Below are 22971 nucleotides of genomic sequence, written 5' to 3'. Positions count from 1 at the left end.
CCGGTTCTGAAGGGCCGCGCGGGATGAGCGCGACAGGCGACGGTATTGCAATGACGAAAGCGAGGGCGAAGCGGGTTCAGTGTAAGCGATTGCTCATGGATTCGGAGCGCCTGCGCCGCCGCCGGGTTCGCGTTTGGCGGATAAAAGGGCGGCTGTGTATCGTCATCACAACGTTCGGCGCGGTCGTGGCGCGAGGCATGTCCGAAACGCCCGCCGCTGCGGCAGCGCAACGGCCAACGCCGCGAATGGAAACCTTACCGACCGCCGCGCGCGACAGCTGCTGGATTTACCGCGCGACCGCGTCCGGGCGCCGCCAGCGGTGGAACAGCACCGAGCCGATCCAGCACGCCATGAACATCGCGACGATGCCATAGCCCAACGCGCCGAAGCGCTCGTTCACGCTGGCCACCGCTTCCCATACGCCGCCGTTCAAGCCGAGCTTATCCGACAGCAGACCCAGCGCCTCGACGCCGCCGATCACGATCGCCACCACCGCCGAAACGAACGTGATGCTCGCGTTGTAGTAGAGCTTGCGCTTCGGGTCGTCCATGGCCCAGCCGTAGGCGTGGACCATCAGCACGTTGTCGGTCGAATCCACCAGCGTCATGCCGGCGGTGAAGAGCGCGGGGAACACGAGAATCGAATAGAGCGGCAAACCTTTGCCGGCTTCGGACGCGGCAATCGCCAGCAGACCGATCTCGGTCGCGGTGTCGAAGCCGAGGCCGAACAGCACGCCGACGGGGTACATGTGCCAGCTTTTCGTCACGAGCCTGAAGAGCGGCCGCAGCGCGCGCGACAGCAGACCAGCGGGCGCGATCGAGTCCGGCGTTTGAGCGGGCAATTCGCCGTTGCGTTGGACTTGCCGGTAGCGGCGCCACACGTCGCGCAGAATCACGAGGTTGACGGCGGCCAGCACCAGCAGAAAGCTCGCGGACACGAGCGTGCCGATCGTTCCGCCGACGGCCTTGAACGTCTCGAAACGGCCGTGCAGCGAATGCGCGGTCCACGCGATGCCGATCGTCGCGAGAACCACGATCGTCGAATGCCCCAGCGAAAACGACAGCCCGACGCCGAGCGGACGCTTGCCGGTTTGCATGAGCTTGCGCGTGACGGCGTCGATTGCCGCGATGTGATCGGCGTCGACCGCATGACGCAAGCCGAAGCCATACGCGAGCAGCGCGGTGCCGAGCAGCAGCGGGTAATGGCGAAACGCGATCAACGCCCACGCCCACGCGCCGAGATTGGCGGCGATCAGCACGGCGTACAGCGTGAAGAGGCGTGGGCGCAGGGAAGCGGTCGGCGTCATGAGTCGCGTGGGCAAGAGTTAGTGATCGTGCGGATGCTTGTGAATCGGATCGACCCAGAACACCGTTTCGGGCTGTTCCACCGCGTCGATGTTCAGATTGACCACCACTGCTTCGTTGTCGCTGCGCACCAGCACGCATTCGAGCGGCTCGTCCGTGCTCGCGTTGATCTCCTGGTGCGGCACGTACGGCGGCACGAAGATGAAATCGCCGGGGCCGGCTTCAGCGGTGAACTCCAGATGCTCGCCCCAGCGCATGCGCGCCTGGCCGCGCACCACGTAGATCACGCTTTCGAGCGCGCCGTGATGATGCGCGCCGGTCTTCGCATTCGGATGGATCGTCACGGTGCCGGCCCAGATCTTCTGCGCGCCGACGCGCGCCGCGTTGATCGCGGCGGCGCGATTCATGCCCGGCGTCTGCGCGGTGTTGGTATCCAACTGATCGCCTTTGATGACCTTCACGCCGTGCTCACGCCAATCGACCGGTCCAGCGGGTGGCGCGTCCTTGTAATGCGGGTGTTCGTGATCCTGGCTCATGATGTGTCTCCTCGAGGGCAAGAGTCCCGGCGTTCGGCACGGCGCCGTCTGGCATTTTTGCATGTTCAAAAACGTGCGTGTGAAGAAGCCCTGTGTGCGGCGCAGCGGACGAAAAAAAGCCCGTCCGCAGGGGACGGGCTTCGAGCCGCTGGCGTGTGCTGCCTTCGGCTTGATGGTGGCTCGCGCTTACTTATGCTTCGCGTTGATCACGGCTTCAGCGACGTTGTTCGGCGTTTCCGCGTAATGCTTGAACTCCATCGTATAGGTCGCGCGGCCCTGAGTCGCGGAACGAAGCGACGTGGAGTAGCCGAACATCTCCGCGAGCGGCACTTCGGCGCGCACCAGCTTGCCGCCGCCACCGGCAATGTCTTCCATGCCTTGCACGAGTCCGCGACGGCTCGACAGGTCGCCCATTACGTTGCCCATGAAGTCTTCCGGCGTTTCCACTTCGACGGCCATCATCGGTTCGAGCAGCACCGGCTTGGCTTTGCGCATCGCTTCCTTGAAGGCCATCGAGCCGGCCATGCGGAACGCGTTTTCGTTCGAGTCGACGTCGTGGTAGGAACCGAAGGTTAGCGTCACCTTCACGTCGACCACCGGATAGCCGGCCAGCACGCCGGCCTTCAGCGTTTCCACGATGCCCTTGTCGACCGCCGGAATGTATTCGCGCGGAATCACGCCGCCCTTGATCGCGTCGACGAATTCGTAGCCTTTGCCTTGCGGCGCCGGCTCCAGCGTGATCACCGCGTGACCGTACTGACCGCGGCCGCCCGACTGCTTGACGAACTTGCCTTCGACATCTTCGACCTTGTTGCGCACCGTCTCGCGATACGCGACCTGCGGCTTGCCGACGGTCGCTTCGACGCCGAATTCGCGCTTCATGCGGTCGACCAGAATTTCCAGGTGCAACTCGCCCATGCCCGAGATGATGGTCTGGCCGGATTCTTCATCCGTCTGCACGCGGAACGACGGATCTTCCTGGGCAAGACGATTCAGCGCAATGCCCATCTTTTCCTGGTCGACCTTGGTTTTCGGCTCGACAGCCTGCGAGATCACCGGCTCAGGAAAGATCATGCGTTCGAGGATGATCACGTTGTTCGGATCGCACAACGTGTCGCCCGTGGTCGCTTCTTTCAGGCCGACGGCCGCGGCGATGTCGCCCGCGTAGACTTCCTTGATTTCCTTGCGCTCGTTTGCGTGCATCTGCAAGATCCGGCCAAGGCGTTCCTTCTTTTCCTTGACGGCGTTGTAGACCGTGTCGCCCGAATTCACCACGCCGGAATAGACGCGGAAGAAGATCAACTGGCCCACGAACGGGTCGGTCATGATCTTGAAGGCAAGCGCCGAGAAGGGATCGGTGTCGCTCGGATGACGCTCGATTTCCTTGTCGTATTCGTCGTGACCGGTAATGGCGGGCACGTCGACCGGCGAGGGCAGATAGTCGATCACCGCGTCGAGCATGGCCTGCACGCCCTTGTTCTTGAACGCGCTGCCGCACAGCATCGGCACGATTTCGTTGGCGATGCAGCGCGCGCGAATGCCGTACTTGATTTCCTCTTCGGTCAGGGTCTCGCCACCGAGGTATTTGTCGAGCAGTTCCTCATTCGCTTCCGCCGCGGCCTCGACCATCTTGTCGTGCCATTCCTTCGCGGTCGCCGCGAGCTCCGCCGGAATATCGCGGTACTCGAACTTGATGCCCTGGTTTTCTTCGTCCCAGAAGATTGCCTTCATCTTGACGAGATCGACCACGCCCTGGAAGTGCTCTTCCGCGCCGATCGGAATCTGGATCGGCACCGCGACGCCCTTCAGGCGATCGCCGATCTGCCGCTGCACGCGGAAGAAGTCCGCGCCCACGCGGTCCATCTTGTTGACGAACGCAATGCGCGGCACCTTGTACTTGTTCGCCTGGCGCCACACGGTTTCCGACTGCGGCTGCACGCCGCCGACCGAGTCGTACACCATGCACGCGCCGTCGAGCACGCGCATGGAGCGCTCCACTTCGATCGTGAAGTCGACGTGTCCGGGGGTGTCGATGATGTTGATCCGGTGTTCCGGATAGTTGCCGGCCATGCCCTTCCAGAAGGCGGTGGTGGCCGCCGACGTGATGGTGATGCCGCGCTCCTGCTCCTGTTCCATCCAGTCCATCGTTGCCGCACCGTCGTGAACCTCGCCGATCTTGTGGGTCACGCCGGTGTAGAACAGGATGCGTTCAGTGGTGGTGGTTTTGCCGGCATCGATGTGAGCGCTGATGCCGATATTCCGGTAGCGCTCGATGGGAGTCTTGCGGGGCACGTGAACCTCCTTGGAATGGCGCGCCTGAAACGCTTGCCGGGCGGCAGTCTGTGCCGCCCGGGGAGCCTTGGGTGCTGCTTTACTAAGACTACTAGGATAGCGCGTCGGCCCGTCTTTTGCAGGAAACTTGCCAGCCGGACGCGAAGGCGTGCCGGCAAGACTTCGGCTGGCGGCGCCGCGCGCCTGGTCGCGCCGCAAGGCGAGCGGATGTCGCGCCTGCCGATGCCGCGGCGCGGAAAAGAAAAAAGCCGGCGCCTCGAAACGAGGCACCGGCTCCTGGAAAGCGGTGGGCCGAAGCGCGGCGCTTTGGCGCGGCCGGCGCGGGTGTTATTGCGCTGCGGGCAAGCCCTGAATTTTCATTCCCGGTTTGATGCCTTTCGACGTGAACCAGCCTTTGCTCATCTCCAACGCATACACGCCGTTGTTCTTCGGGCAGTGATTATTGGTGGTCTCGGCCTGCATTTCGTCGATGTCGGTGACCGTGCCGTCGGCGCGGATGAACGCGATCGACAGCGGGATCAGCGTGTTCTTCATCCAGAAGCAATGCACGGCGTTTTCGCCGAAGACGAACAGCATGCCTTCATTCGGCGCGAGGCTCGTGCGATACATGAGGCCTTGCTCGCGGTCCGCGTCGTTCGCGGCGACGGCGGCGTCGATCACGAACATACCCGCCGTCAGTTTCGCACGGGGAAATTCGCTGGGCTGTTTGGCGCCGGCCGGCATCTGCTGCGCATGCGCAGGAGCGGCAGTGGAAGCAACGAACGACAACGCGGCGAACGGCAGCGCAACGGCAACAGCGAAACGCGCAATCAACGAGCGCATGGGAAATCGCACGGCATGACTCCTTGCTGGAAAATTAACCCGCGAATGTTACGCGAGCGCGTCAAAAACAAAAAGGCAGATCGCCTTGCGGTGATCTGCCTTTCAACGCCGTAAGAACGGCAATGAAGCTAGTTCTTGACTGCGTTTTTACAACAAACTTACTCCGAAGCGCCCGAAGCTGCAGCTGCTGCTGCTGCCTTCTTGTGCGACTTCTTGTGAGCGTGCTTCGTGGTCTTCTTTGCCGACGAAGCTGCTGCCATCGGAGCTGCCGAAGCTGCTGCCGGTGCCGAAGCTTGTGCGAATGCTGCCGTTGCGAAGAGACCAGCGACCAGAGCGGCGATCAGTTTGTTCATTTTGTGAATCCTCAGCTTTAGTTAATTAACCAAATGACCCGGTTATATGTAGAGTCATGTCGGTAAACGTGCCATCCACCTTTCGGTTGACATCCGCATCGACAAATTTTTCGACACGTCTGCTTTAGCGCTCAGACTGCCCGCACCTACCGCAAAAGCGGCTTGCACAAAGGCCCTTAAGGCTGAATGCCGGATAGCTTTAGGCGGCATCTGCGTCGAATAACGCCTGAGCTCGCGCACCGGTTGACGTGAATTTTATGGAAAAGTTATATGCGCTTGCGTTAGTGCAAATGACAGCCTGCGGCGTACCCGCGCATGCCATTGTTTCACGCGCTCTTTTGTTCGCCGATACAACGAGTTAGCTTATTTTTCGCACCGTGGAATGCAGGCGTGTTGCGGATTCGATCATCAGTCGGCGCTCGCGTGCGGAGGATCAGGCGATGCCTTCCCACGGTGCCTTCGGTGGCAATTCGACGCTCTCGCCCGGTTGCAGCCCCAGCGAAAAAATGTCGAGCGCGCCGATGCCGACGCGTACCAAGCGAAGCGTCGGGAACCCCACGGCGGCTGTCATACGACGCACCTGGCGGTTCTTACCTTCGGTGATCGATAGTTCGATCCAGGTGGTCGGTATCGCGGCGCGAAAACGGATCGCCGGTGTGCGTGTCCAGAGCGCGTCGGTCGGCTCGACATAGTCGGCGCGGCAGGGGCGCGTCACGTAGTCGCCGAGATCGACACCGCGTGCGAGCTTTTTCAGCGCGGCCGCGTCGACAGCGCCTTCCACTTGCGCCCAGTAACGTTTGACAAGCTTGTGACGCGGCTCGGCAATGCGCGCTTGCAATGCGCCGTCGTCGGTGAGAAGCAGCAGGCCTTCGCTGTCGGAATCGAGCCGGCCCGCGGGATACACGTCGGGCACTCTGACCCAGTCGGCCAGCGAAGCGCGCGTCTCGTGCGGCGAGAACTGACAGATGGTGCCGAACGGTTTGTTCAGAGCGAGAAGGTGCATAGGAAAAAATAAGAATGGCGTAGAGAGGCTTGCGCCGCCACAGCGCCAGGAGGCGCCGGGCCGACCGTAAATGGCGGGATAATAAAGCATCATGCACGACTGAATACTCGGCATCTTATATAAGACATAAGACTCGCGCCTTGCCGTTTCGCATTCGTCCATGTTGGAAAACCCCGAGCCGTTGCCGCCTCGGAGCGACCGCCGCGTGGGCTAGAATAGCGGCCAGGCCGCTTGCAGTCGTCCGGCATTGCGCGTAGCGAGGAGCGCCCCATTTCGCAGTCTCCCCACCAGCTTTCAGCACAGCCTTCACTGGAGTCCGATCATGCCGTATCAGCACATCAAGGTTCCGACCGGTGGTGACAAGATCACCGTCAATGCCGATTTTTCGCTCAACGTGTCGGATCAGCCGATCATTCCGTATATCGAAGGCGACGGCACCGGCCTCGACATCACGCCGGTCATGATCAAGGTCGTGGACGCCGCGGTTGAAAAAGCGTACGCGGGCAAGAAGAAAATCCACTGGATGGAAATCTACGCCGGCGAGAAATCGACCAAGGTGTATGGCCCGGACGTGTGGCTGCCGGAAGAGACGCTGCAGGTGCTCAAGGAATACGTTGTGTCGATCAAGGGCCCGCTCACCACGCCGGTCGGCGGCGGCATCCGTTCGCTGAACGTCGCGCTGCGCCAGGAGCTGGACCTGTACGTGTGTCTGCGTCCGGTGCAGTATTTCAAGGGCGTGCCTTCGCCGGTGCGTGAGCCCGAAAAGACCAACATGGTGATCTTCCGCGAAAACTCGGAAGACATCTACGCCGGTATCGAATGGCCGGCCGAATCGGAGCAGGCGAAGAAGGTCATCAAGTTCCTGCGCGAAGAGATGGGCGTGAAGAAGATCCGCTTCCCGGATACGTCGGGGATCGGCATCAAGCCGGTGTCGCGTGAAGGCACGGAGCGTCTGGTGCGCAAGGCGATCCAGTACGCGATCGACAACGAACGTCGCTCGGTCACGCTGGTGCACAAGGGTAACATCATGAAGTTCACCGAAGGCGCGTTCCGCGACTACGGTTACGCGCTGGCGCAAAAAGAGTTCGCAGCGGAACTGATCGACGGCGGCCCGTGGATGAAGATCAAGAATCCGAAGACCGGTGGCGACATCGTCCTGAAAGACGTGATCGCCGACGCGTTCCTGCAGCAGATCCTGCTGCGTCCGGCGGAGTACGACGTGATCGCCACGCTCAACCTGAATGGCGACTATGTATCGGATGCATTGGCCGCGCAGGTCGGCGGTATCGGTATCGCGCCGGGCGCGAACATGTCGGATTCGGTCGCGATGTTCGAAGCCACGCACGGCACGGCACCGAAGTACGCCGGCAAGGACTACGTGAACCCCGGTTCGGAAATTCTCTCGGCGGAAATGATGCTGCGCCATCTCGGCTGGACCGAGGCGGCGGACCTGATCATCAAATCGATGGAAAAATCGATTTTGCAAAAACGCGTTACGTACGACTTCGCCCGCTTGATGGAAGGCGCGACGCAGGTATCGTGTTCGGGCTTCGGCCAGGTGCTGATCGAGAATTTGTGAGGCGGTTCGCGCTGAACTAAGTTAGTTCGTCTTCGCAACCCCGGCGCCGTGAGGCGGCCGGGGTTGTTTGTTTTTTGCCCGTGGGATGTCGCGAGTTCGAACGCATCGCGATGCCACGAAAAAACGCGCTATAGCTTCGCCGGCGCGGCCGTCACGCGCGTGATCGGCATTGCGACCGTTATTGAGATGCCGGCCGTGTGGCGTCGGTTAAGTTACGCCGCAGCGAGCGCCCGCTCGCCCGGCGCGAGGGTCGCGCAACTTTGTCCGAGCCTCGGCCGCGTCACTGCATGCAAACACAATAACGATGAATACGAACCTCACACCCATCGTCGCGAATGTCTACGTCGCCACGCCGAGCTATGGCGCGGTCGTCACCACCGGCTACGCGCTCGGACTTCTGGATCTGCACGATCTGGCGCAGCAATACGGCTTTGGCGTGCGCGTGAACTTCAACAGTTTCGACAGTCTCATCACACGCGCCCGCAACACCATGGTCGCGGAGTTTCTCGCCGACGATCGCTTCACGCATCTCATGTGGATCGACAGTGATATCGGTTTCAAGGGCGACGATGTCGTCCGCCTTCTGCGGGCGAACCGGCCGGTCGTGGCCGGCGTCTATCCGATGAAGAACGACGGTTGGCCCGCCGCGGGTCTCGCGCAGCCGCTGCCGGCCGGTTCGACGCGCGCGGACTTCCGGACGATGCACGCGTCGTATCCGGCCGTGGCGCGTTCCGACACGCTCGAACCGGACGCGGACGGCTTCCTCGACGCGCTCGATGCGCCGACCGGTTTCATGCTGATCCGACGCGAAGTGTTTCTTGCGCTGATCGAGGCGTATCCCGAACTGCATTGCCGCTCGCGCTTTGTCGGCCGCCCGGAATTCGACGCAGGCAAGGTGGCGGACTTTTTCTATGCGTTTTTCGACACCGGTATCGATCCCGAGACGCGGGCGTACCTTTCCGAAGACTATTGGTTCTGCCGACTGGTGGCGAGTATCGGCATCACGCCGGCGATCGATGCCCGTTCGAACCTGACACACCAGGGGATTGCGGTGTACGAAGGCGATGTGGCCCGCAGCCTGGAAGCGCAGCGCGCGATGATGCGCCGTATCGCCGCATAGGGCGTCGCGTCAACGCTGCTTGCCCAGGAAGCCCGGCGCAAAAAACGTCGAACGGCCGTTATCGCAAGCGCGGAAGCGTGTATTGAATCGAATCGCTACCCGATATATGGGACGCGCGTTCAGTCAGCACGACTAGATACTGACGCCAAAAAAAGAAACCCGGCACGAAGCCGGGTTTCAAAGGACGGGTATCGACCAGTATCAGGCGGGTGCCTGGATGTTCGATGCCTGTTTGCCTTTCGGGCCTTGCACGACCTCGAAGGTCACCTTTTGGCCTTCCTTCAGGGTCTTGAACCCATTCATCTGGATGGCCGAGAAGTGTGCAAACAGATCCTCACCACCTTCGTCAGGCGTGATGAATCCGAAACCTTTTGCGTCATTGAACCATTTGACCGTACCAGTTGCCATTCCAACTTCCCCTGTAACTCATGTCACTACCACGAGCCCTCGAAAAGCTCGACGACCGCGTGATGCAGCCGCTCCCTCCTCACAAGCTCACCATCGGCATTTTTTCGAAATTATGGCGCAGTGAAAAAAGTGCCAGCTTGATTGTTGAGGCTCTTTATTCGGGTGTCAAGAAAATTTTGAGACGGAGTCGCGGCGTTGCAAACAGGCCATTTCCAGGGTTTTTCCCGCTTTCGTTATGTGCGGTTGCGCAAGCGGGGCGTCTTGAAAAGTCGCATAATCGACTCACATGCTGTTCTGCGGCGCGTACCGCTCAAGTTGAGGCCGGGCGAGCCGTCAGCCAGTTAAGGCAGGTTGTGCGATACTCGATCCGACTGCGGTGCAACACGACCGCAAGGCATCACAGGATAGGGGCCGGCTCCGCAATCGGCTCGTCGATTTAACGCACGCATTGGCGGGGTCTCTCCCGTCAGGCGATAGCGAACGGGCTCACCGGCCGGTCGGCCGGGTTTTGACAGGATTGCGGGCCTGTCCTAGTTGTTTAGAATGGGTGTATGGCGATTATCCCGGACAAGCAGGACGGCACCGTACTGGAGCGGCAGGAGAAAAAGCTCAAGCCGCCATCCATGTACAAGGTGGTGCTGCTGAATGACGACTTCACGCCAATGGAATTTGTCGTGATGGTCGTGCAGGAATATTTCAATAAAGATCGTGAAACCGCAACACAGGTAATGTTGAAGGTGCATCGCGAGGGCAGGGGAGTTTGTGGGGTCTATACGCGGGACATCGCGTCGACCAAAGTCGAGCAAGTCGTTACCCACGCACGGCAGGCCGGGCATCCGCTGCAGTGTGTGATGGAGGAAGCATGATTGCCCAGGAACTGGAAGTCAGCCTGCACATGGCGTTCATGGAAGCACGCCAGGCGCGGCACGAGTTCATAACGGTCGAACACCTTTTGCTTGCCCTGTTGGACAATCCAACCGCGGCGGAGGTGTTGCGTGCATGCGCGGCCAATATCGAGGATCTGCGCCAGAACCTGCGCAACTTCATTCATGACAACACGCCGACCGTGCCCGGCACGGACGACGTCGACACGCAGCCCACGCTGGGTTTCCAGCGTGTGATCCAGCGCGCGATCATGCATGTGCAGTCCACCTCGAATGGCAAGAAGGAAGTGACCGGCGCGAACGTGCTGGTGGCGATCTTCGGCGAGAAGGATTCGCACGCGGTGTACTACCTGCAACAGCAGGGCGTGACGCGTCTGGACGTGGTGAATTTCATCTCGCACGGCATCGCCAAGACGAGCAGCACGGACGCCGCGAAAGCGAGCGACGCGAATGCCGAGTCCGACGAAGCCGCCGCGCAGAAGGAAACCCCGCTTGCGCAGTTCACGCAGAACCTGAACCAGATGGCGAAAGACGGCCGCATCGATCCGCTGATCGGACGCGAGTCGGAAGTCGAGCGCGTGGTCCAGGTACTGTGCCGCCGCCGCAAGAACAATCCGCTGCTGGTCGGTGAGGCCGGCGTCGGCAAGACGGCGATCGCCGAAGGTCTCGCGTGGCGCATTACGCGCGGTGAAGTGCCGGACATTCTCGCGGATGCCCAGGTGTATTCGCTCGACATGGGCGCGCTGCTAGCCGGCACCAAGTATCGCGGCGACTTCGAACAGCGTCTGAAGACGGTCCTCAAGGAATTGAAGGAACGTCCGCACGCGATCCTGTTCATCGACGAAATTCATACGCTGATCGGCGCAGGCGCTGCGTCGGGCGGCACGCTGGACGCGTCGAACCTGCTCAAGCCGGCGTTGTCGTCGGGTACGTTGAAGTGCATCGGCGCGACCACGTTCACTGAGTATCGCGGCATCTTCGAAAAAGACGCGGCCTTGTCGCGCCGTTTCCAGAAGGTCGACGTGACCGAGCCGACCGTCGAGCAGACGGTGGCGATCCTGCGCGGCCTGAAGTCGCGGTTCGAAGAGCATCACGGCGTGAAGTATTCGTCGGGCGCGCTGTCGGCGGCGGCTGAGTTGTCGGCACGCTTCATCACGGATCGTCATCTGCCGGACAAGGCGATCGACGTGATCGACGAAGCGGGCGCGGCGCAACGCATCCTGCCGAAGTCGAAGCAGAAGAAGACCATCGGCAAGAACGAGATCGAGGAAATCATCTCGAAGATCGCCCGCGTCCCGCCGCAAAGCGTGTCGCAAGACGATCGCAGCAAGCTGCAAACGCTGGATCGCGATCTGAAGAGCGTGGTGTTCGGGCAGGACCCGGCCATCGACGCGCTGTCGGCCGCGATCAAGATGGCGCGCGCGGGCCTCGGCAAGCTGGACAAGCCGATCGGCGCGTTCCTGTTCTCCGGCCCCACGGGCGTCGGCAAGACCGAAGTGGCGAAGCAACTGGCGTTCACGCTGGGTATCGAACTGATCCGCTTCGACATGTCGGAATACATGGAACGTCATGCGGTCAGCCGGTTGATCGGCGCGCCGCCGGGCTACGTCGGTTTCGACCAGGGTGGTCTGCTCACGGAAGCTGTCACGAAGAAGCCGCATTGCGTGCTGCTGCTCGACGAAATCGAGAAGGCGCATCCGGACATCTACAACGTGCTGCTGCAGGTCATGGACCACGGCACGCTGACGGACAACAACGGCCGCAAGGCGGATTTCCGCAACGTCATCATCATCATGACGACGAATGCGGGTGCCGAGGCAATGGGCAAGTCGGTGATCGGCTTCACGAATCGTCGGGAAACCGGCGACGAAATGGTCGACATCAAGCGCATGTTCACGCCTGAGTTCCGCAACCGTCTGGACGCAACGATCAGCTTCCGTTCGCTCGATGAAGAAATCATCATGCGCGTGGTCGACAAGTTCCTGATGCAGTTGGAAGATCAGTTGCACGAGAAAAAGGTCGATGCGCTCTTCACCGACGCGCTGCGCAAGCATCTCGCCAAGCACGGCTTCGATCCGCTGATGGGCGCGCGGCCGATGCAGCGTCTGATTCAGGACACGATCCGTCGTGCACTGGCCGACGAGTTGCTGTTCGGCAAGCTGATGAACGGCGGCCGCGTGACGGTCGACGTGGATGCCGAAGACAAGGTGCAATTGACCTTCGACGAACATCCGGCGCCGCGCAATCCGAATCCGGAAGCAGTGGAAGTCGAGTAAACTTACGCGGTAGTACTGATAAAAAACGGCGTGGACCAGGTCCACGCCGTTTTTTTTGAACTGAGGTTATTGATCGAACGTGATCGGCTGGTTCATGTAGGCATTCAGTTTCTGTCTTGCCCACGGTTCCGGATTACCGATTGCGGAAACGATGCCGGTCGTTGCGCCACCCCCGAGCAGTACGCTGAAGATACCTCGCAACGGGAAGTCGCCGTACAGAGGGTTCGAAATGTCGAAGGGTTCGGAGCGGATGAACATGTCCTCGGCGGTGGCCCCCATGTATTGCTGGAACGCCTCCGGAAATTGCAATGCAAGAATGGTGGGATGCACGTTCTCGTAGTTGGAGCCGATTGCAGGATCGCCCAGCAGGCAACTGCCGCCCGTTCCCCAGTGTTGGGAGTCGAAATCCGTCGCGACCGGATCGGTCGTGTTCGGAATGCGGCTCGCGGGCATCTGCCAGGGCATCACCGGCAATTTAAGCGCGCGGCTGACTGCCTTGCAGAAATCGAAGTAGCGGTCCCATTCGCGAGGGCCGTAGCAGTAGCCGTTCACATAGGCGCGCTGCGTGAAGTCGTCGGCTTCGTACCGGTCGATCGCCAGGAAGTCGGGCTCGTAGGGCGCATCGTAGACGCCGAGGCTCGTCACATAGTCCGCGGTTTGTTGCGCCATCTGAGCCGGATCGATGCCGTCGTCGTAGATCCATTCCGAGTAGCCGACACCCCAGAGGTTGATCTGCCAGCCGAACGTCACGCTGGGCGCGACCGTGCGCGTCAGCCAGTTCACCGCGAGCACGTAGCCGGCTATGTTCTCGGCGATGTCGTCGGGAATGGCCGCCTTGATCGACCAATGGTCGAGGGCTTGCTGTAACGGCTCGCGCACCGGCATCGGGTAGGTCGCCCCGAAGTTGGCTTGCTGGCAAGCACCGAGAAAGTCAGGGTTCACGATAAAGCCCGCAGGCACCGGGTGGTCGCTGTCGATGGCCTCCGTCGCGATGTTGAGCGCCAGAATGTAGTTGGAAAAACTGTGCGCGTGAGCGTCGGCGTTGGCGAGGATGGTGGGCGTGTCGCCGAGCGACAGATTGCAGGTGTACGACACCATGACGGGCAAGACCGGCTGAGTATTTCCCAGTTGGAGTTCGACGTTGCGCGCGAGCGTGAGGGTCGCTCGGGTTTGCGGATCGTCGGTCAGGTAGACGGACGAATCGCCGGCGCCGTCGGTGCCGGCGTAGTCGAAGACCGAGGTCGCGCGTGCCGCGGCGAAGTCCGCCTGATTGGACGGCGTTAGGTCCGCACAGCCGCCGAAGCACAGGTAGGCCGGGAAGCCGCGCACACTGAGATTCGCCGATGCCTCGATCGTCACGCCGAGTGCGGCGCTGCCGCTGCCTGGCACGCTCAAGCTTGACGGCGTCTCGACTGCGTAGACGACGCCGGCGGAGAGGAAATCGTCGGTCACTACGGCGTAGTCGCCTGGTTGAACGAGGGCCGAGAAAGCAGTCTGTTGCGATGTTGCCGTGACGTTCTGCAGATAGTTCATGCTGCCGCCAATCAGACGCAACGGGAGCTGGCGGTCGACTGGACGGTCGACGGTGACATTGATCGCCACTCGGGTATATCCCGTGGTGTCGACGTTTTCTGTCTGCACCATGGAATTGTCGATGACTACGGTTTGCAGTGCATTCGTCAGCGTGACAAGCGGTACATTGAACGAATAGTTGACATTGTCGAGCGCGATGTTCTCAATCGACACCCGCGCTGTGCCCGATGGCGGTAGCTTGCGCAGCGAAGTGACATGGTTGGTCGTGGTGGTGAACACGGCCAGCGTTTCGCCTGTCGCGCTGTCGGTCAATGTGACATTGAGTGTTTCGGTCGATAACCCTGATAGCGATCCAACCGAAATATCAAGCGCGCAATAGTATTCGACGGGAGCGAACGTGACCCCGAGCGTGGTTGTTGCGCCAGCCACGACGTCGATCGTGTCGCGGTCGATTACAAGCGGCGCAATGACCGTCTGATCGCTTGTGCTGACGCTGTCGCCCATCACCGCGTAGGTCCCTTGATCGACGGTGATGCTGGCCGTGGCGCCATAATCAAGCGGCATCGTGACGACTGCGCTGCCTCGCGTGAGTGTGAGGGCGGGCGCAATGCCGGCGAGCGCCGGATCCGGCGCGGGCGCGCAAGTTGCGGACACCGTTCCGGTGATGGCCGGCGCCTGGTCGGCGGCGAACACGAATGAATCGAGCCAGGTCTGCGAGTCGGTCAAGAGGTCACCGTCCACGCCGATCGTAATCTGGTCGGCCCGCTGCATCGTATAGCTGGTTGTGTATTGGATCGTGGCCGTTACGTCGAAGGTGCCGTCGCCAATTTGCGTGGTGTCTGCCGTGATGTCGCCGGTCACCCATGTGCTAAACGACGGCTGGATTGCCGTGGCGTCCAGATTGGCCGGCGAGCGAAAGTTGAACTCGAGGAACTGATTGACGGTGACCGCGCTGCCGTCTTCATAACGCAGGTTGGAAACGACGATCGTGCCATACCATTCGTTCGCGCCCGACCCAACGATTGCATCATATTCGATCTTCATACAAGCTCCGTTCAACGTAGGCCGGCGAACACCGAGCGCCCGCATGGGCTAAAAAAAGTGCTATCCGGACAGTGGCTTATCAGTGATGCGCTCAATTTAATATGTATGCCTAAATAAAAATTTTGATATAAGAATGTGATTTCGGTCTTTAACCTCCTGGGGTTTGCGTGGATAAGGTGGGAAAGCCGACGGTAAGACGGCCGCCGGATGCAGATTGATTAGTTAAGCAGATTAAGTCGTTAGTCTTGTGACTGATTTATAGGTGGCGCGTGACCCTGTCCAAATGGGACAAGTCCGAATTTAATCTGCCGCTCGCCAAAGGCGCGAGGGATATGGGAAGTGTGGAAGGAAGCCGTGCTGGTAGACGCTCATCCAGCACGGCCTCAGGCAAAACGTGACGGGCTTAGTGCTTGCCTGTGCTGCCGAAGCCGCCGGCGCCGCGTTCACTGGTTTCAAAATCGTCGACGATATTGAACTCCGCTTGCACGACCGGCACGATCACCAGTTGCGCAAGACGTTCCATCGGATTCAACACGAACGTGGTCTCGCCACGGTTCCACGTCGAAATCATCAGTTGACCCTGGTAATCCGAATCGATCAGGCCGACCAGATTGCCCAGTACGATCCCGTGCTTATGCCCCAGGCCCGAACGCGGCAGAATCAACGCGGCATAGCCCGAATCGCCGACGTGAATCGCCAGGCCCGTCGGCACCAAAGCTGTCTCGCCAGGTTTCAGTGTCAGCGGTTCGTCGAGGCACGCGCGCAGGTCGAGGCCCGCGCTGCCGGTGGTGGCGTAAGCGGGGAGCTGATCGCGCATGCGCGCGTCGAGGATCTTCAGGTCGAGTTTCATGCAGGTTCGAAGGTTAAGTAGTGGAGGCCGGGCGTTCGAGCTGGAACGCTTCGGCGAGAAGTTCATAGGAGCGAAGACGGGCGCGGTAGCTGCCCGCCACGGTGAGCACGATCAGTTCGTCGGCGTCGAACTGTTCCTGCAACGAGTGCAAGCGCTCGGTGACCGTTTCCGGCGTGCCGATGATACTGCGCGGCTTCTCACGATCAATCACCAGACGCTCGCGCTCGCCGTATTCCTGCGCGACGCCCCGTTCGATCGTCGGGATCGGTTCGTTCAGGCCGTAGGCCATTTGCACGCGGCGCAGATCGACGGCTTTTTCCAGATCGGCTGCTTCCTGTTCGCTGTCAGCGCAAATCACGAACACCGCGGCTGCCAGATACGGTTGCTGTATGCCTTGGCCGGCCCTGAAGCGTTCGCGATACGCATGCGCAACCTGATGGCCGAAATGCGGGTTGATGAAGTGCGCGAACGCGAAGGGAATGCCGAGTTGCGCCGCCAGCAAGCCGCCGAATTCGCTCGACCCGAGCATCCACACTTGCGGACGCGTATCGACTTGCGGCTGCAGCAGCACGCCGCTCGCAATGTGATCGGCGGGCAAGGTGCCGTGCATCAGACCGAGCAGATCGGCCACCTGCTGCGGAAAAATATCGCCGCGATTGTAGTCGCCGGCAGCGACCGCTTGCGCGGTGCGCATGTCGCCGCCCGGCGCGCGTCCCACGCCCAGATCGATGCGATTGGGGAACAGCGCTTCGAGCATCATGAATTGCTCGGCGACCTTGAACGGGCTGTAGTACGGCAGCATCACGCCGCCGGAGCCGAGTCGGATGTGTTGAGTCACGCTGCCGAGGCGCGCCAGCATGACCTCGGGGCAGGGGTTCGATACGCCGCGCAGGCCGTGATGCTCGGCACACCAGTAGCGCGTGTAGCCGAGATCGTCGGCGAGTTGCGCGAGTTCGACCGTGGCGGCGATCGCATCCGCCACCGAGTGCCCGGAAATCACGGGCGTTTGATCGAGTACGGAGAGTCGCGTCATGTCGGTGCCGCTCCAGATGATTCCATTCGCCAACGCGACTCGCGGCGATCGCGTTCAAGCGGCCGCCGGAATCGCTCAGCGAATCAGACTTGTGTCGGGCAGACGCTTCGCGATCTCCGCGATCAGCGCGCGCGCGAGCGTCCGTTTGTCGGCGCGTGGCAGCTTCGTCGCGCCGCCTGCTTCGAACAGGATCACCTCGTTGTCGTCGAGGCCGAAAGTCAGCGGGCCGAGATTGCCGATCAGAAGCGGCACGTTTTTACGCAGGCGCTTTTCTTCGCCGTGCACTTCCAGATCGCCGCTCTCTGCGGCGAAACCGACCGCGAACGGTGGATGCGGCAGCTTCGCCACCGAGGCCAGAATGTCCGGATTTTCAACGAAGGAAAACGTGGGCAGCGCACGATCCGCAGTCTTCTTGATCTTGTGCTCGCTGGCGTGATCGACGCGCCAGTCGGCTACCGCGGCCACGCCGATGAAAATGTCCGCATCCGCGACCGAGCGCATCACCGCGTCATGCATTTGCTGCGCGGTTTGCACGTCCTGGCGGAACACGCCCCACGGCGTTTCGAGCGCGACGGGGCCGGCGATCAGATGCACCTCGGCGCCGGCCTGTTGCGCGGCGCGTGCCAGCGCGAAGCCCATCTTGCCGCTGGAGCGGTTGGTGATGCCGCGTACCGGGTCGAGCGGTTCGAACGTCGGCCCGGCGGTCAGTAGCACGCGCTTGCCGGCGAGGATTTTCGGCGCGAAGAACGAGGCGATCGCTTCGTAAGTGGCCGCGGCCTCGAGCATGCGGCCGTCGCCCACTTCGCCGCAAGCCTGCGGGCCGGAATCGGGTCCGAGCACTTCGATGCCGTCCGCCCGCAATTGGGCGACGTTGCGCTGCGTGGCCGGGTTCTGCCACATCTGCCGGTTCATGGCCGGCACCACCAGCAGCGGACAATCGCGGGCGACACACAAGGTGGACAGCAAATCGTCGGCCATGCCGTGCGCGAGTTTGGCGAGGAAGTCGGTCGAGGCGGGCGCGATCACGATCGCATCTGCTTCACGCGACAGATCGATGTGCGCCATGTTGTTCGGCACGCGTGCGTCCCACTGGCTCGTGTAGACCGGACGGCCCGAGAGCGCCTGCATGGTGACGGGGGTGATGAACTGCGTGGCCGCTTCGGTCATGACGACCTGCACGGTCGCGCCGGCCTTGGTCAACAGACGCGTGAGTTCGGCTATCTTGTAGCAGGCAATGCCGCCCGTCATGCCGAGGACGAGGTGTTTTCCTGCGAGTTCTGCGGTTGCCAACGAAAGCCTCCGACAAAGCGTGGTGGCGGACAGCGAGGCGTTGCGTCCCCGCCGCCGCGTCTTTCAAAGCGTACTTGCGTGCAAACGTCAGTACGCGCAGTCAGCTTGTGCGTTTAGCGCGAGCCGCGCACGCGCCGCAGTTCGTCGAGCACGAGCAGCACCGCCCCGACCGTAATCGCGCTGTCGGCGAGATTGAACGCCGGCCAGTGCCACGTGCGCACGTGGAAATCGAGGAAGTCGATCACGTGGCCATACGCGAGCCGGTCGATCACATTGCCGAGCGCGCCGCCGAGAATCAGCGCGAGCGCCGTGCAGAACATTTTCTGCCCGCCGTGGCGCTTGAGCAGATAGCAGATCACCAGCGCGGCCACCACGCCGAGCGCGGTGAACGCCCAGCGTTGCCAGCCGCCCGCCATGGCGAGGAAGCTGAATGCCGCGCCGCGGTTGTACACGAGGATCAGATTAAAGAACGACGTGACCTCGTGCGCGACACCGTAGGCGAACACTTTCTGCACGGCGATTTTCGTCAGCTGATCGAACAGGATGACGATCAGCGCGACGCCCAGCCAGGGCGCCAGCGAACCGTTTGCAGCAGATGTTTTCGACGCGGTTTTCGACATGGTTCTGGCCATTATGCCGCGCTCCTGATTTCACCGTTGCCGAACAGATTGCTGAAGCAGCGGCCGCACAGCGTGGGGTGTTCGGCGTTCGCGCCGACGTCCGCGCGGTAGTGCCAGCAGCGTTCGCACTTCAGATACTTCGAGGCGATGACTTCGACGCCTTCTTCCGCTTCGCTATCGACCTTCACCACGCTTGCCGCGGACGTGATCAGCACGAACTTCAGGTCGTCGCCGAGGCTCGTGAGCGCTTCGTAGCGTGCGCCGCTCGCGCGGATTTCAACTTCCGCCTGCAACGACGAGCCGATCAGGTTCGCCACGCGCGCTTCCTCAAGCGCCTTGGTCACGTCGCTGCGTGCGGCGCGCAGGAGCGTCCATTTGTCGAGCAGAGCACCGGCTTCCGGCACGGCCGGGAACGCGTGATACGTCTCGGTGAAGATCGTTTCGCTATTCGGCTGGAAGATCTTCCACGCTTCTTCGGCGGTGAACGACAGGAACGGCGCCATCAGACGCAGCAAGCCGTGCGCGATGTGATACAGCGCGGTTTGCGCCGAGCGGCGCGCGACGGAGTCCGCGGCGGTCGTGTACAGGCGGTCCTTCAATACGTCCAGATAGAAGCCGCCGAGGTCTTCCGAGCAGAACGTCTGCAGCTTGGCGACCACCGGGTGGAATTCATACTTGTCGTAATGCGAGAGGATGTCGTTCTGCAGATTCGCCGACAGCGCCACCGCATAGCGGTCGATCTCGAGCCAGTCTTCGACCGGACGCCCGTTTTTCTCGAAGTCGAAGTCCGACAGATTCGCAAGCAGGAAGCGCAGCGTGTTGCGGATACGGCGGTAGCCTTCCGTGACGCGCTTCAGGATTTCTTCCGAGATCGCCAGTTCGCCCGAGTAATCGGTCGACGCGATCCACAGGCGGATGATTTCCGCGCCGAGGCGGTTCGCCACTTCGTGCGGATCGACACCGTTGCCGAGCGACTTGCTCATCTTGCGGCCTTCGCCGTCCACGGTGAAGCCGTGCGTGAGCAGCGCGTTGTACGGCGGACGGCCGTCGAGCATCGAAGCGGTCAGCAGCGACGAATGGAACCAGCCGCGGTGCTGATCCGAGCCTTCCAGATACAGGTCGGCCGGGAATTGCAGTTCGTCTTTGTGCGAGCCGCGCAGCACGTGCCAATGCGTGGTGCCCGAGTCGAACCACACGTCGAGCGTGTCGCGGTTCTTTTCGTACATGTTGGCGTCGTCGCCGAGCAACTCGCGCGGGTCGAGCGTTTGCCATGCTTCGATGCCGGCCTTTTCCACGCGTTGCGCGACTTCTTCAAGCAACTCCAGCGTACGCGGGTGCAGTTCGCCGGTTTCCTTGTGCACGAAGAACGCCATCGGCACGCCCCATTGGCGTTGGCGCGACAGCGTCCAGTCCGGGCGGTTGGCGATCATGCTGAACAGACGCTGCTTGCCCCACGCGGGATAGAAGGCGGTGTTCTCGATGCCGTCCAGGGCGGTTTCGCGCAACGTCTTGTCGGTATCGGTCGGCTTCACGTCCATGCCGGCGAACCATTGCGAGGTCGCGCGGTAGATGATCGGCGTCTTGTGGCGCCAGCAGTGCATGTAGCTGTGCGTGTACTTCTCGGTGCGCATCAGCGTGCCGGCGCCTTGCAGCGCTTCGACGATCTGCGGGTTGGCCGCCCAGATCGACAGGCCGCCGAACAGCGCGAGCGATTCGATATAGCGGCCGTCGCCCATCACCGGATTGATGATGTCGGAATCCGCCATGCCGTGCGCCTTGCACGACACGAAGTCTTCCACGCCGTACGCCGGCGACGAGTGCACGATACCCGTACCCGTTTCGGTCGTCACGTAGTCGCCGAGATAAACCGGCGCCGTGCGCTTGTAGCCCGGATGCGCGGACGCGAGCGGGTGATGGAAGCGCAGATTGACGAGCTTCGCACCCGGCGTGGTGGCGACGATCGTGCCTTCGAGCCCGTACAGCTTCAGGCACGCTTCAACGCGCTCTTCAGCGAGGATCAGCAGGCCGCGGGGCGTGTCGACCAGCGCGTAGACGATTTCCGGGTGCAGGTTCAGCGCCTGGTTGGCGGGGATGGTCCACGGCGTGGTGGTCCAGATCACGATGCCGCCTTCGTTGCGCGGCAGCGCATTCAAACCGAACGCTTGCGCCGTCTTTTCCGGCTCGGCGAAGCTGAACAGCACGTCGATGGTCGGATCGGTCTTGTCCTTGTATTCGACTTCCGCTTCGGCGAGTGCCGAGCCGCAGTCGAAACACCAGTTCACCGGCTTCAGGCCGCGGAACACATAGCCTTTCTTCATGATCTTCGCGAGCGCGCGGATTTCGCCGGCTTCGTTCGTGAAGTTCATGGTCTTGTACGGATTGTCCCAGTCGCCGAGCACGCCGAGGCGGCGGAAGCCGACCTTCTGCTTCTCGATCTGCTCGGTCGCGTAGGCGCGCGCCTTCTGCATCACTTCGGCGGCCGGCAGCGACTTGCCGAACTGCTTTTCGATCTGGATTTCGATCGGCATGCCGTGGCAATCCCAGCCCGGCACGTAGACCGCGTCGAAGCCCGCCAGATTGCGCGCCTTGACGATCATGTCCTTCAGGATCTTGTTCACCGCGTGGCCGAGGTGGATGTCGCCGTTCGCATACGGCGGGCCGTCGTGCAGGATGAACTTCTTGCGCCCCTTGGAGGCGGCGCGGATCGTTTCGTAGACCTTGCGCTCCTGCCATTCCTTGACCCATTGCGGCTCGCGCTTGGGCAGGTCGCCGCGCATCGGGAACGGCGTGTCGAGCAGGTTGACCGGGTAGCGTGACTGCGGTTTCGAATCGGCTTTCTTATTGCTCATGATGAGGTCGCGGTGAATTCTTTCTATGCGCGGTAGCGCGCGGAATGCGCACGATGCGCGAGGGCGTTGGGCGCGCCCGGCAGGCATGTCGCGTGATCCACGGACGCCCTTCGATGCGCGCGGCGAGGGTCCACGCACGCGGCGCTTGAGCGCCCGCATGGACCACGGCGGTTATCTAATTCGGTCGGTGGCCGAGGTGGCGAAGCCGGTGGAACGGCTGCCCGGCGTGCCGGCGCCGACAGCCGCGAACCACGCGCGCGCGTTGACGACGTCGCGCTTGATGGCGGCGGTTAGCGTTTCGAGGTCGATGTACTTTTCCTCGTCGCGCAGCTTCTTCAGGAATTCGACGCGCACGAGTTTGCCATATGCGTCGCCGTGCCAGTCGAGCAGGTGAACTTCGAGCAGCACGCGGCCGGAATCGTCTACCGTGGGACGCAGGCCGAGGCTCGCGACGCCCGGCAGCGGCTCGTCCGCCACGCCGTGCACGCGCACCACGAAAATGCCCGCGAGCGCCGGGCGCTTGTGGGCGATCGGCACATTGAGCGTGGGGAAGCCGAGATCGCGGCCGAGCTTCATGCCGTGCACGACATGGCCGCTGATCAGATAATCGCGGCCCAGCGCGGCACGCGCCGAGTCGAGGTCGCCCGCCACCAGCGCGGCGCGCACGCCAGAGCTGGAAATGCGCGCGCCCGACGGATCGGCGACCGTGGCCATCTGCTCGACTTCGAAACCGTACTGTTGACCCGCCGCCTTGAGCGACCCGAAGTCGCCCGCGCGCTTCGCGCCGTAGCGGAAGTCGTCGCCGATCATCACCCAGCGCGCGTGCAGTCCGTTGACGATGATCCGTTCGACGAACGTGTCCGGCGACTGGCTCGCGAACGTGTGATTGAAGTGCTCGACGACCACCCGATCGACGCCGTTGGTGCGCAGCGCCTCGAGCTTGTCGCGCAGCATGGCGATGCGCGGCGGCGCGCCCGCCGGGTTGAAGAACTCGCGCGGGTGCGGCTCGAAGGTCATCACGCAGACAGGCAGGCCGCGTGCATCGGCAGCCGCTCGCACGTGGGCGAGCAAAGCCTGATGGCCGCGGTGGACACCGTCGAAGTTGCCGATGGTCAGTGCGCAGGGCGCACGGCTTTCAGCATTGGGAAGACCGCGGAAGACTCTCACGATAGCGG

The 22971-nt window shown here is 61.9% G+C and carries 18 protein-coding genes; 4 read left to right on the top strand and 14 right to left on the bottom strand.

Translation table 11 applies throughout. The annotated features are described in order from the left end of the window. Positions 1-286: 286 nt before the first annotated feature. The 6 genes from B0G81_RS21595 to B0G81_RS21570 form a co-directional block, all read right to left on the bottom strand. Positions 287-1306, bottom strand: a complete 1020-nt coding sequence (locus tag B0G81_RS21595) for a HoxN/HupN/NixA family nickel/cobalt transporter (RefSeq protein WP_134143183.1) — start codon at positions 1304-1306, stop codon at positions 287-289. 18 nt (positions 1307-1324) lie between these two features. Further along, positions 1325-1840: a cupin domain-containing protein gene (locus tag B0G81_RS21590; protein ID WP_134138285.1), complete on the bottom strand. Its 516-nt coding sequence runs from the start codon at positions 1838-1840 to the stop codon at positions 1325-1327. A 186-nt stretch (positions 1841-2026) separates the two neighbouring features. Then, positions 2027-4132, bottom strand: coding sequence for an elongation factor G (gene fusA / locus B0G81_RS21585; RefSeq protein ID WP_134138284.1), 2106 nt, complete (start codon positions 4130-4132; stop codon positions 2027-2029). Between the two features lie 327 nt (positions 4133-4459). Next, positions 4460-4966, bottom strand: a complete 507-nt coding sequence (locus tag B0G81_RS21580) for a DUF192 domain-containing protein (protein ID WP_134138283.1) — start codon at positions 4964-4966, stop codon at positions 4460-4462. 146 nt (positions 4967-5112) lie between these two features. Then, complete coding sequence (locus tag B0G81_RS21575) at positions 5113-5307, bottom strand: hypothetical protein (protein ID WP_041758551.1); 195 nt, start codon at positions 5305-5307, stop codon at positions 5113-5115. A 433-nt stretch (positions 5308-5740) separates the two neighbouring features. After that, positions 5741-6310, bottom strand: coding sequence for a pseudouridine synthase (locus B0G81_RS21570; RefSeq protein ID WP_134138282.1), 570 nt, complete (start codon positions 6308-6310; stop codon positions 5741-5743). A 322-nt stretch (positions 6311-6632) separates the two neighbouring features. Between B0G81_RS21570 and icd the strand changes: the two genes are divergently transcribed. Next, complete coding sequence (gene icd / locus B0G81_RS21565) at positions 6633-7889, top strand: NADP-dependent isocitrate dehydrogenase (RefSeq protein ID WP_106314184.1); 1257 nt, start codon at positions 6633-6635, stop codon at positions 7887-7889. Between the two features lie 304 nt (positions 7890-8193). Then, positions 8194-9009 carry a hypothetical protein gene (locus B0G81_RS21560; protein ID WP_116118145.1) on the top strand — a complete coding sequence of 272 codons (816 nt, stop codon included), beginning with the start codon at positions 8194-8196 and terminating at the stop codon, positions 9007-9009. Positions 9010-9210: 201 nt separating this feature from the next. On the opposite strand, the gene B0G81_RS21555 is transcribed toward B0G81_RS21560, so the two are convergent. Next, complete coding sequence (locus tag B0G81_RS21555) at positions 9211-9417, bottom strand: cold-shock protein (protein ID WP_007180614.1); 207 nt, start codon at positions 9415-9417, stop codon at positions 9211-9213. 551 nt (positions 9418-9968) lie between these two features. Here B0G81_RS21555 and clpS point away from each other — a divergent pair. Next, positions 9969-10283, top strand: a complete 315-nt coding sequence (gene clpS / locus B0G81_RS21550) for an ATP-dependent Clp protease adapter ClpS (protein ID WP_012434130.1) — start codon at positions 9969-9971, stop codon at positions 10281-10283. Next, a complete protein-coding gene (clpA, locus tag B0G81_RS21545) occupies positions 10280-12577 on the top strand; it encodes an ATP-dependent Clp protease ATP-binding subunit ClpA (protein ID WP_074765373.1) in 2298 nt (765 codons plus the stop codon). The genes clpS and clpA overlap by 4 nt, the downstream gene beginning before the upstream one ends. A gap of 66 nt (positions 12578-12643) precedes the next feature. On the opposite strand, the gene B0G81_RS21540 is transcribed toward clpA, so the two are convergent. From B0G81_RS21540 to B0G81_RS21510, 7 genes are all read right to left on the bottom strand, one after another. Next, positions 12644-15154 carry a hypothetical protein gene (locus tag B0G81_RS21540; RefSeq protein ID WP_134138281.1) on the bottom strand — a complete coding sequence of 837 codons (2511 nt, stop codon included), beginning with the start codon at positions 15152-15154 and terminating at the stop codon, positions 12644-12646. A gap of 403 nt (positions 15155-15557) precedes the next feature. Then, positions 15558-16004, bottom strand: a complete 447-nt coding sequence (gene dut, locus B0G81_RS21535) for a dUTP diphosphatase (RefSeq protein WP_106283422.1) — start codon at positions 16002-16004, stop codon at positions 15558-15560. 13 nt (positions 16005-16017) lie between these two features. Beyond that, the gene (locus tag B0G81_RS21530) at positions 16018-17037 is read right to left on the bottom strand and encodes an LLM class flavin-dependent oxidoreductase (protein WP_134138280.1); all 1020 of its coding nucleotides are present in this window, start codon (positions 17035-17037) and stop codon (positions 16018-16020) included. Positions 17038-17112: 75 nt separating this feature from the next. Further along, positions 17113-18327: a bifunctional phosphopantothenoylcysteine decarboxylase/phosphopantothenate--cysteine ligase CoaBC gene (gene coaBC / locus B0G81_RS21525; RefSeq protein ID WP_134138279.1), complete on the bottom strand. Its 1215-nt coding sequence runs from the start codon at positions 18325-18327 to the stop codon at positions 17113-17115. 113 nt (positions 18328-18440) lie between these two features. Then, entirely contained in the window at positions 18441-18947 is a 507-nt protein-coding gene (gene lspA, locus B0G81_RS21520) for a signal peptidase II (RefSeq protein ID WP_106283460.1), read from the bottom strand. A gap of 11 nt (positions 18948-18958) precedes the next feature. Beyond that, entirely contained in the window at positions 18959-21796 is a 2838-nt protein-coding gene (gene ileS / locus B0G81_RS21515) for an isoleucine--tRNA ligase (RefSeq protein WP_134138278.1), read from the bottom strand. Between the two features lie 171 nt (positions 21797-21967). After that, the gene (locus tag B0G81_RS21510; RefSeq protein WP_106283418.1) at positions 21968-22963 is read right to left on the bottom strand and encodes a bifunctional riboflavin kinase/FAD synthetase; all 996 of its coding nucleotides are present in this window, start codon (positions 22961-22963) and stop codon (positions 21968-21970) included. Positions 22964-22971 lie beyond the last annotated feature (8 nt).

The sequence above is a fragment of the Paraburkholderia sp. BL6665CI2N2 genome (assembly GCF_004366535.1).
GTDB lineage: Bacteria > Pseudomonadota > Gammaproteobacteria > Burkholderiales > Burkholderiaceae > Paraburkholderia.
The sequence above is the reverse complement of the archived record's forward strand: the minus strand, read 5'-3'. Positions and strand labels throughout refer to the sequence as shown.

Bases quoted from the DNA above. Each gene is read 5' to 3' on its own strand.
- B0G81_RS21595 (WP_134143183.1), bottom strand. From the start codon at position 1,306: ATGACGCCGACCGCTTCCCTGCGCCCACGCCTCTTCACGCTGTACGCC.
- B0G81_RS21590 (WP_134138285.1), bottom strand. From the start codon at position 1,840: ATGAGCCAGGATCACGAACACCCGCATTACAAGGACGCGCCACCCGCT.
- B0G81_RS21575 (WP_041758551.1), bottom strand. From the start codon at position 5,307: ATGAACAAACTGATCGCCGCTCTGGTCGCTGGTCTCTTCGCAACGGCA.
- B0G81_RS21570 (WP_134138282.1), bottom strand. From the start codon at position 6,310: ATGCACCTTCTCGCTCTGAACAAACCGTTCGGCACCATCTGTCAGTTC.
- icd (WP_106314184.1), top strand. From the start codon at position 6,633: ATGCCGTATCAGCACATCAAGGTTCCGACCGGTGGTGACAAGATCACC.
- B0G81_RS21560 (WP_116118145.1), top strand. From the start codon at position 8,194: ATGAATACGAACCTCACACCCATCGTCGCGAATGTCTACGTCGCCACG.
- B0G81_RS21555 (WP_007180614.1), bottom strand. From the start codon at position 9,417: ATGGCAACTGGTACGGTCAAATGGTTCAATGACGCAAAAGGTTTCGGA.
- clpS (WP_012434130.1), top strand. From the start codon at position 9,969: ATGGCGATTATCCCGGACAAGCAGGACGGCACCGTACTGGAGCGGCAG.
- clpA (WP_074765373.1), top strand. From the start codon at position 10,280: ATGATTGCCCAGGAACTGGAAGTCAGCCTGCACATGGCGTTCATGGAA.
- B0G81_RS21540 (WP_134138281.1), bottom strand. From the start codon at position 15,154: ATGAAGATCGAATATGATGCAATCGTTGGGTCGGGCGCGAACGAATGG.
- dut (WP_106283422.1), bottom strand. From the start codon at position 16,004: ATGAAACTCGACCTGAAGATCCTCGACGCGCGCATGCGCGATCAGCTC.
- B0G81_RS21530 (WP_134138280.1), bottom strand. From the start codon at position 17,037: ATGACGCGACTCTCCGTACTCGATCAAACGCCCGTGATTTCCGGGCAC.
- lspA (WP_106283460.1), bottom strand. From the start codon at position 18,947: ATGTCGAAAACCGCGTCGAAAACATCTGCTGCAAACGGTTCGCTGGCG.
- ileS (WP_134138278.1), bottom strand. From the start codon at position 21,796: ATGAGCAATAAGAAAGCCGATTCGAAACCGCAGTCACGCTACCCGGTC.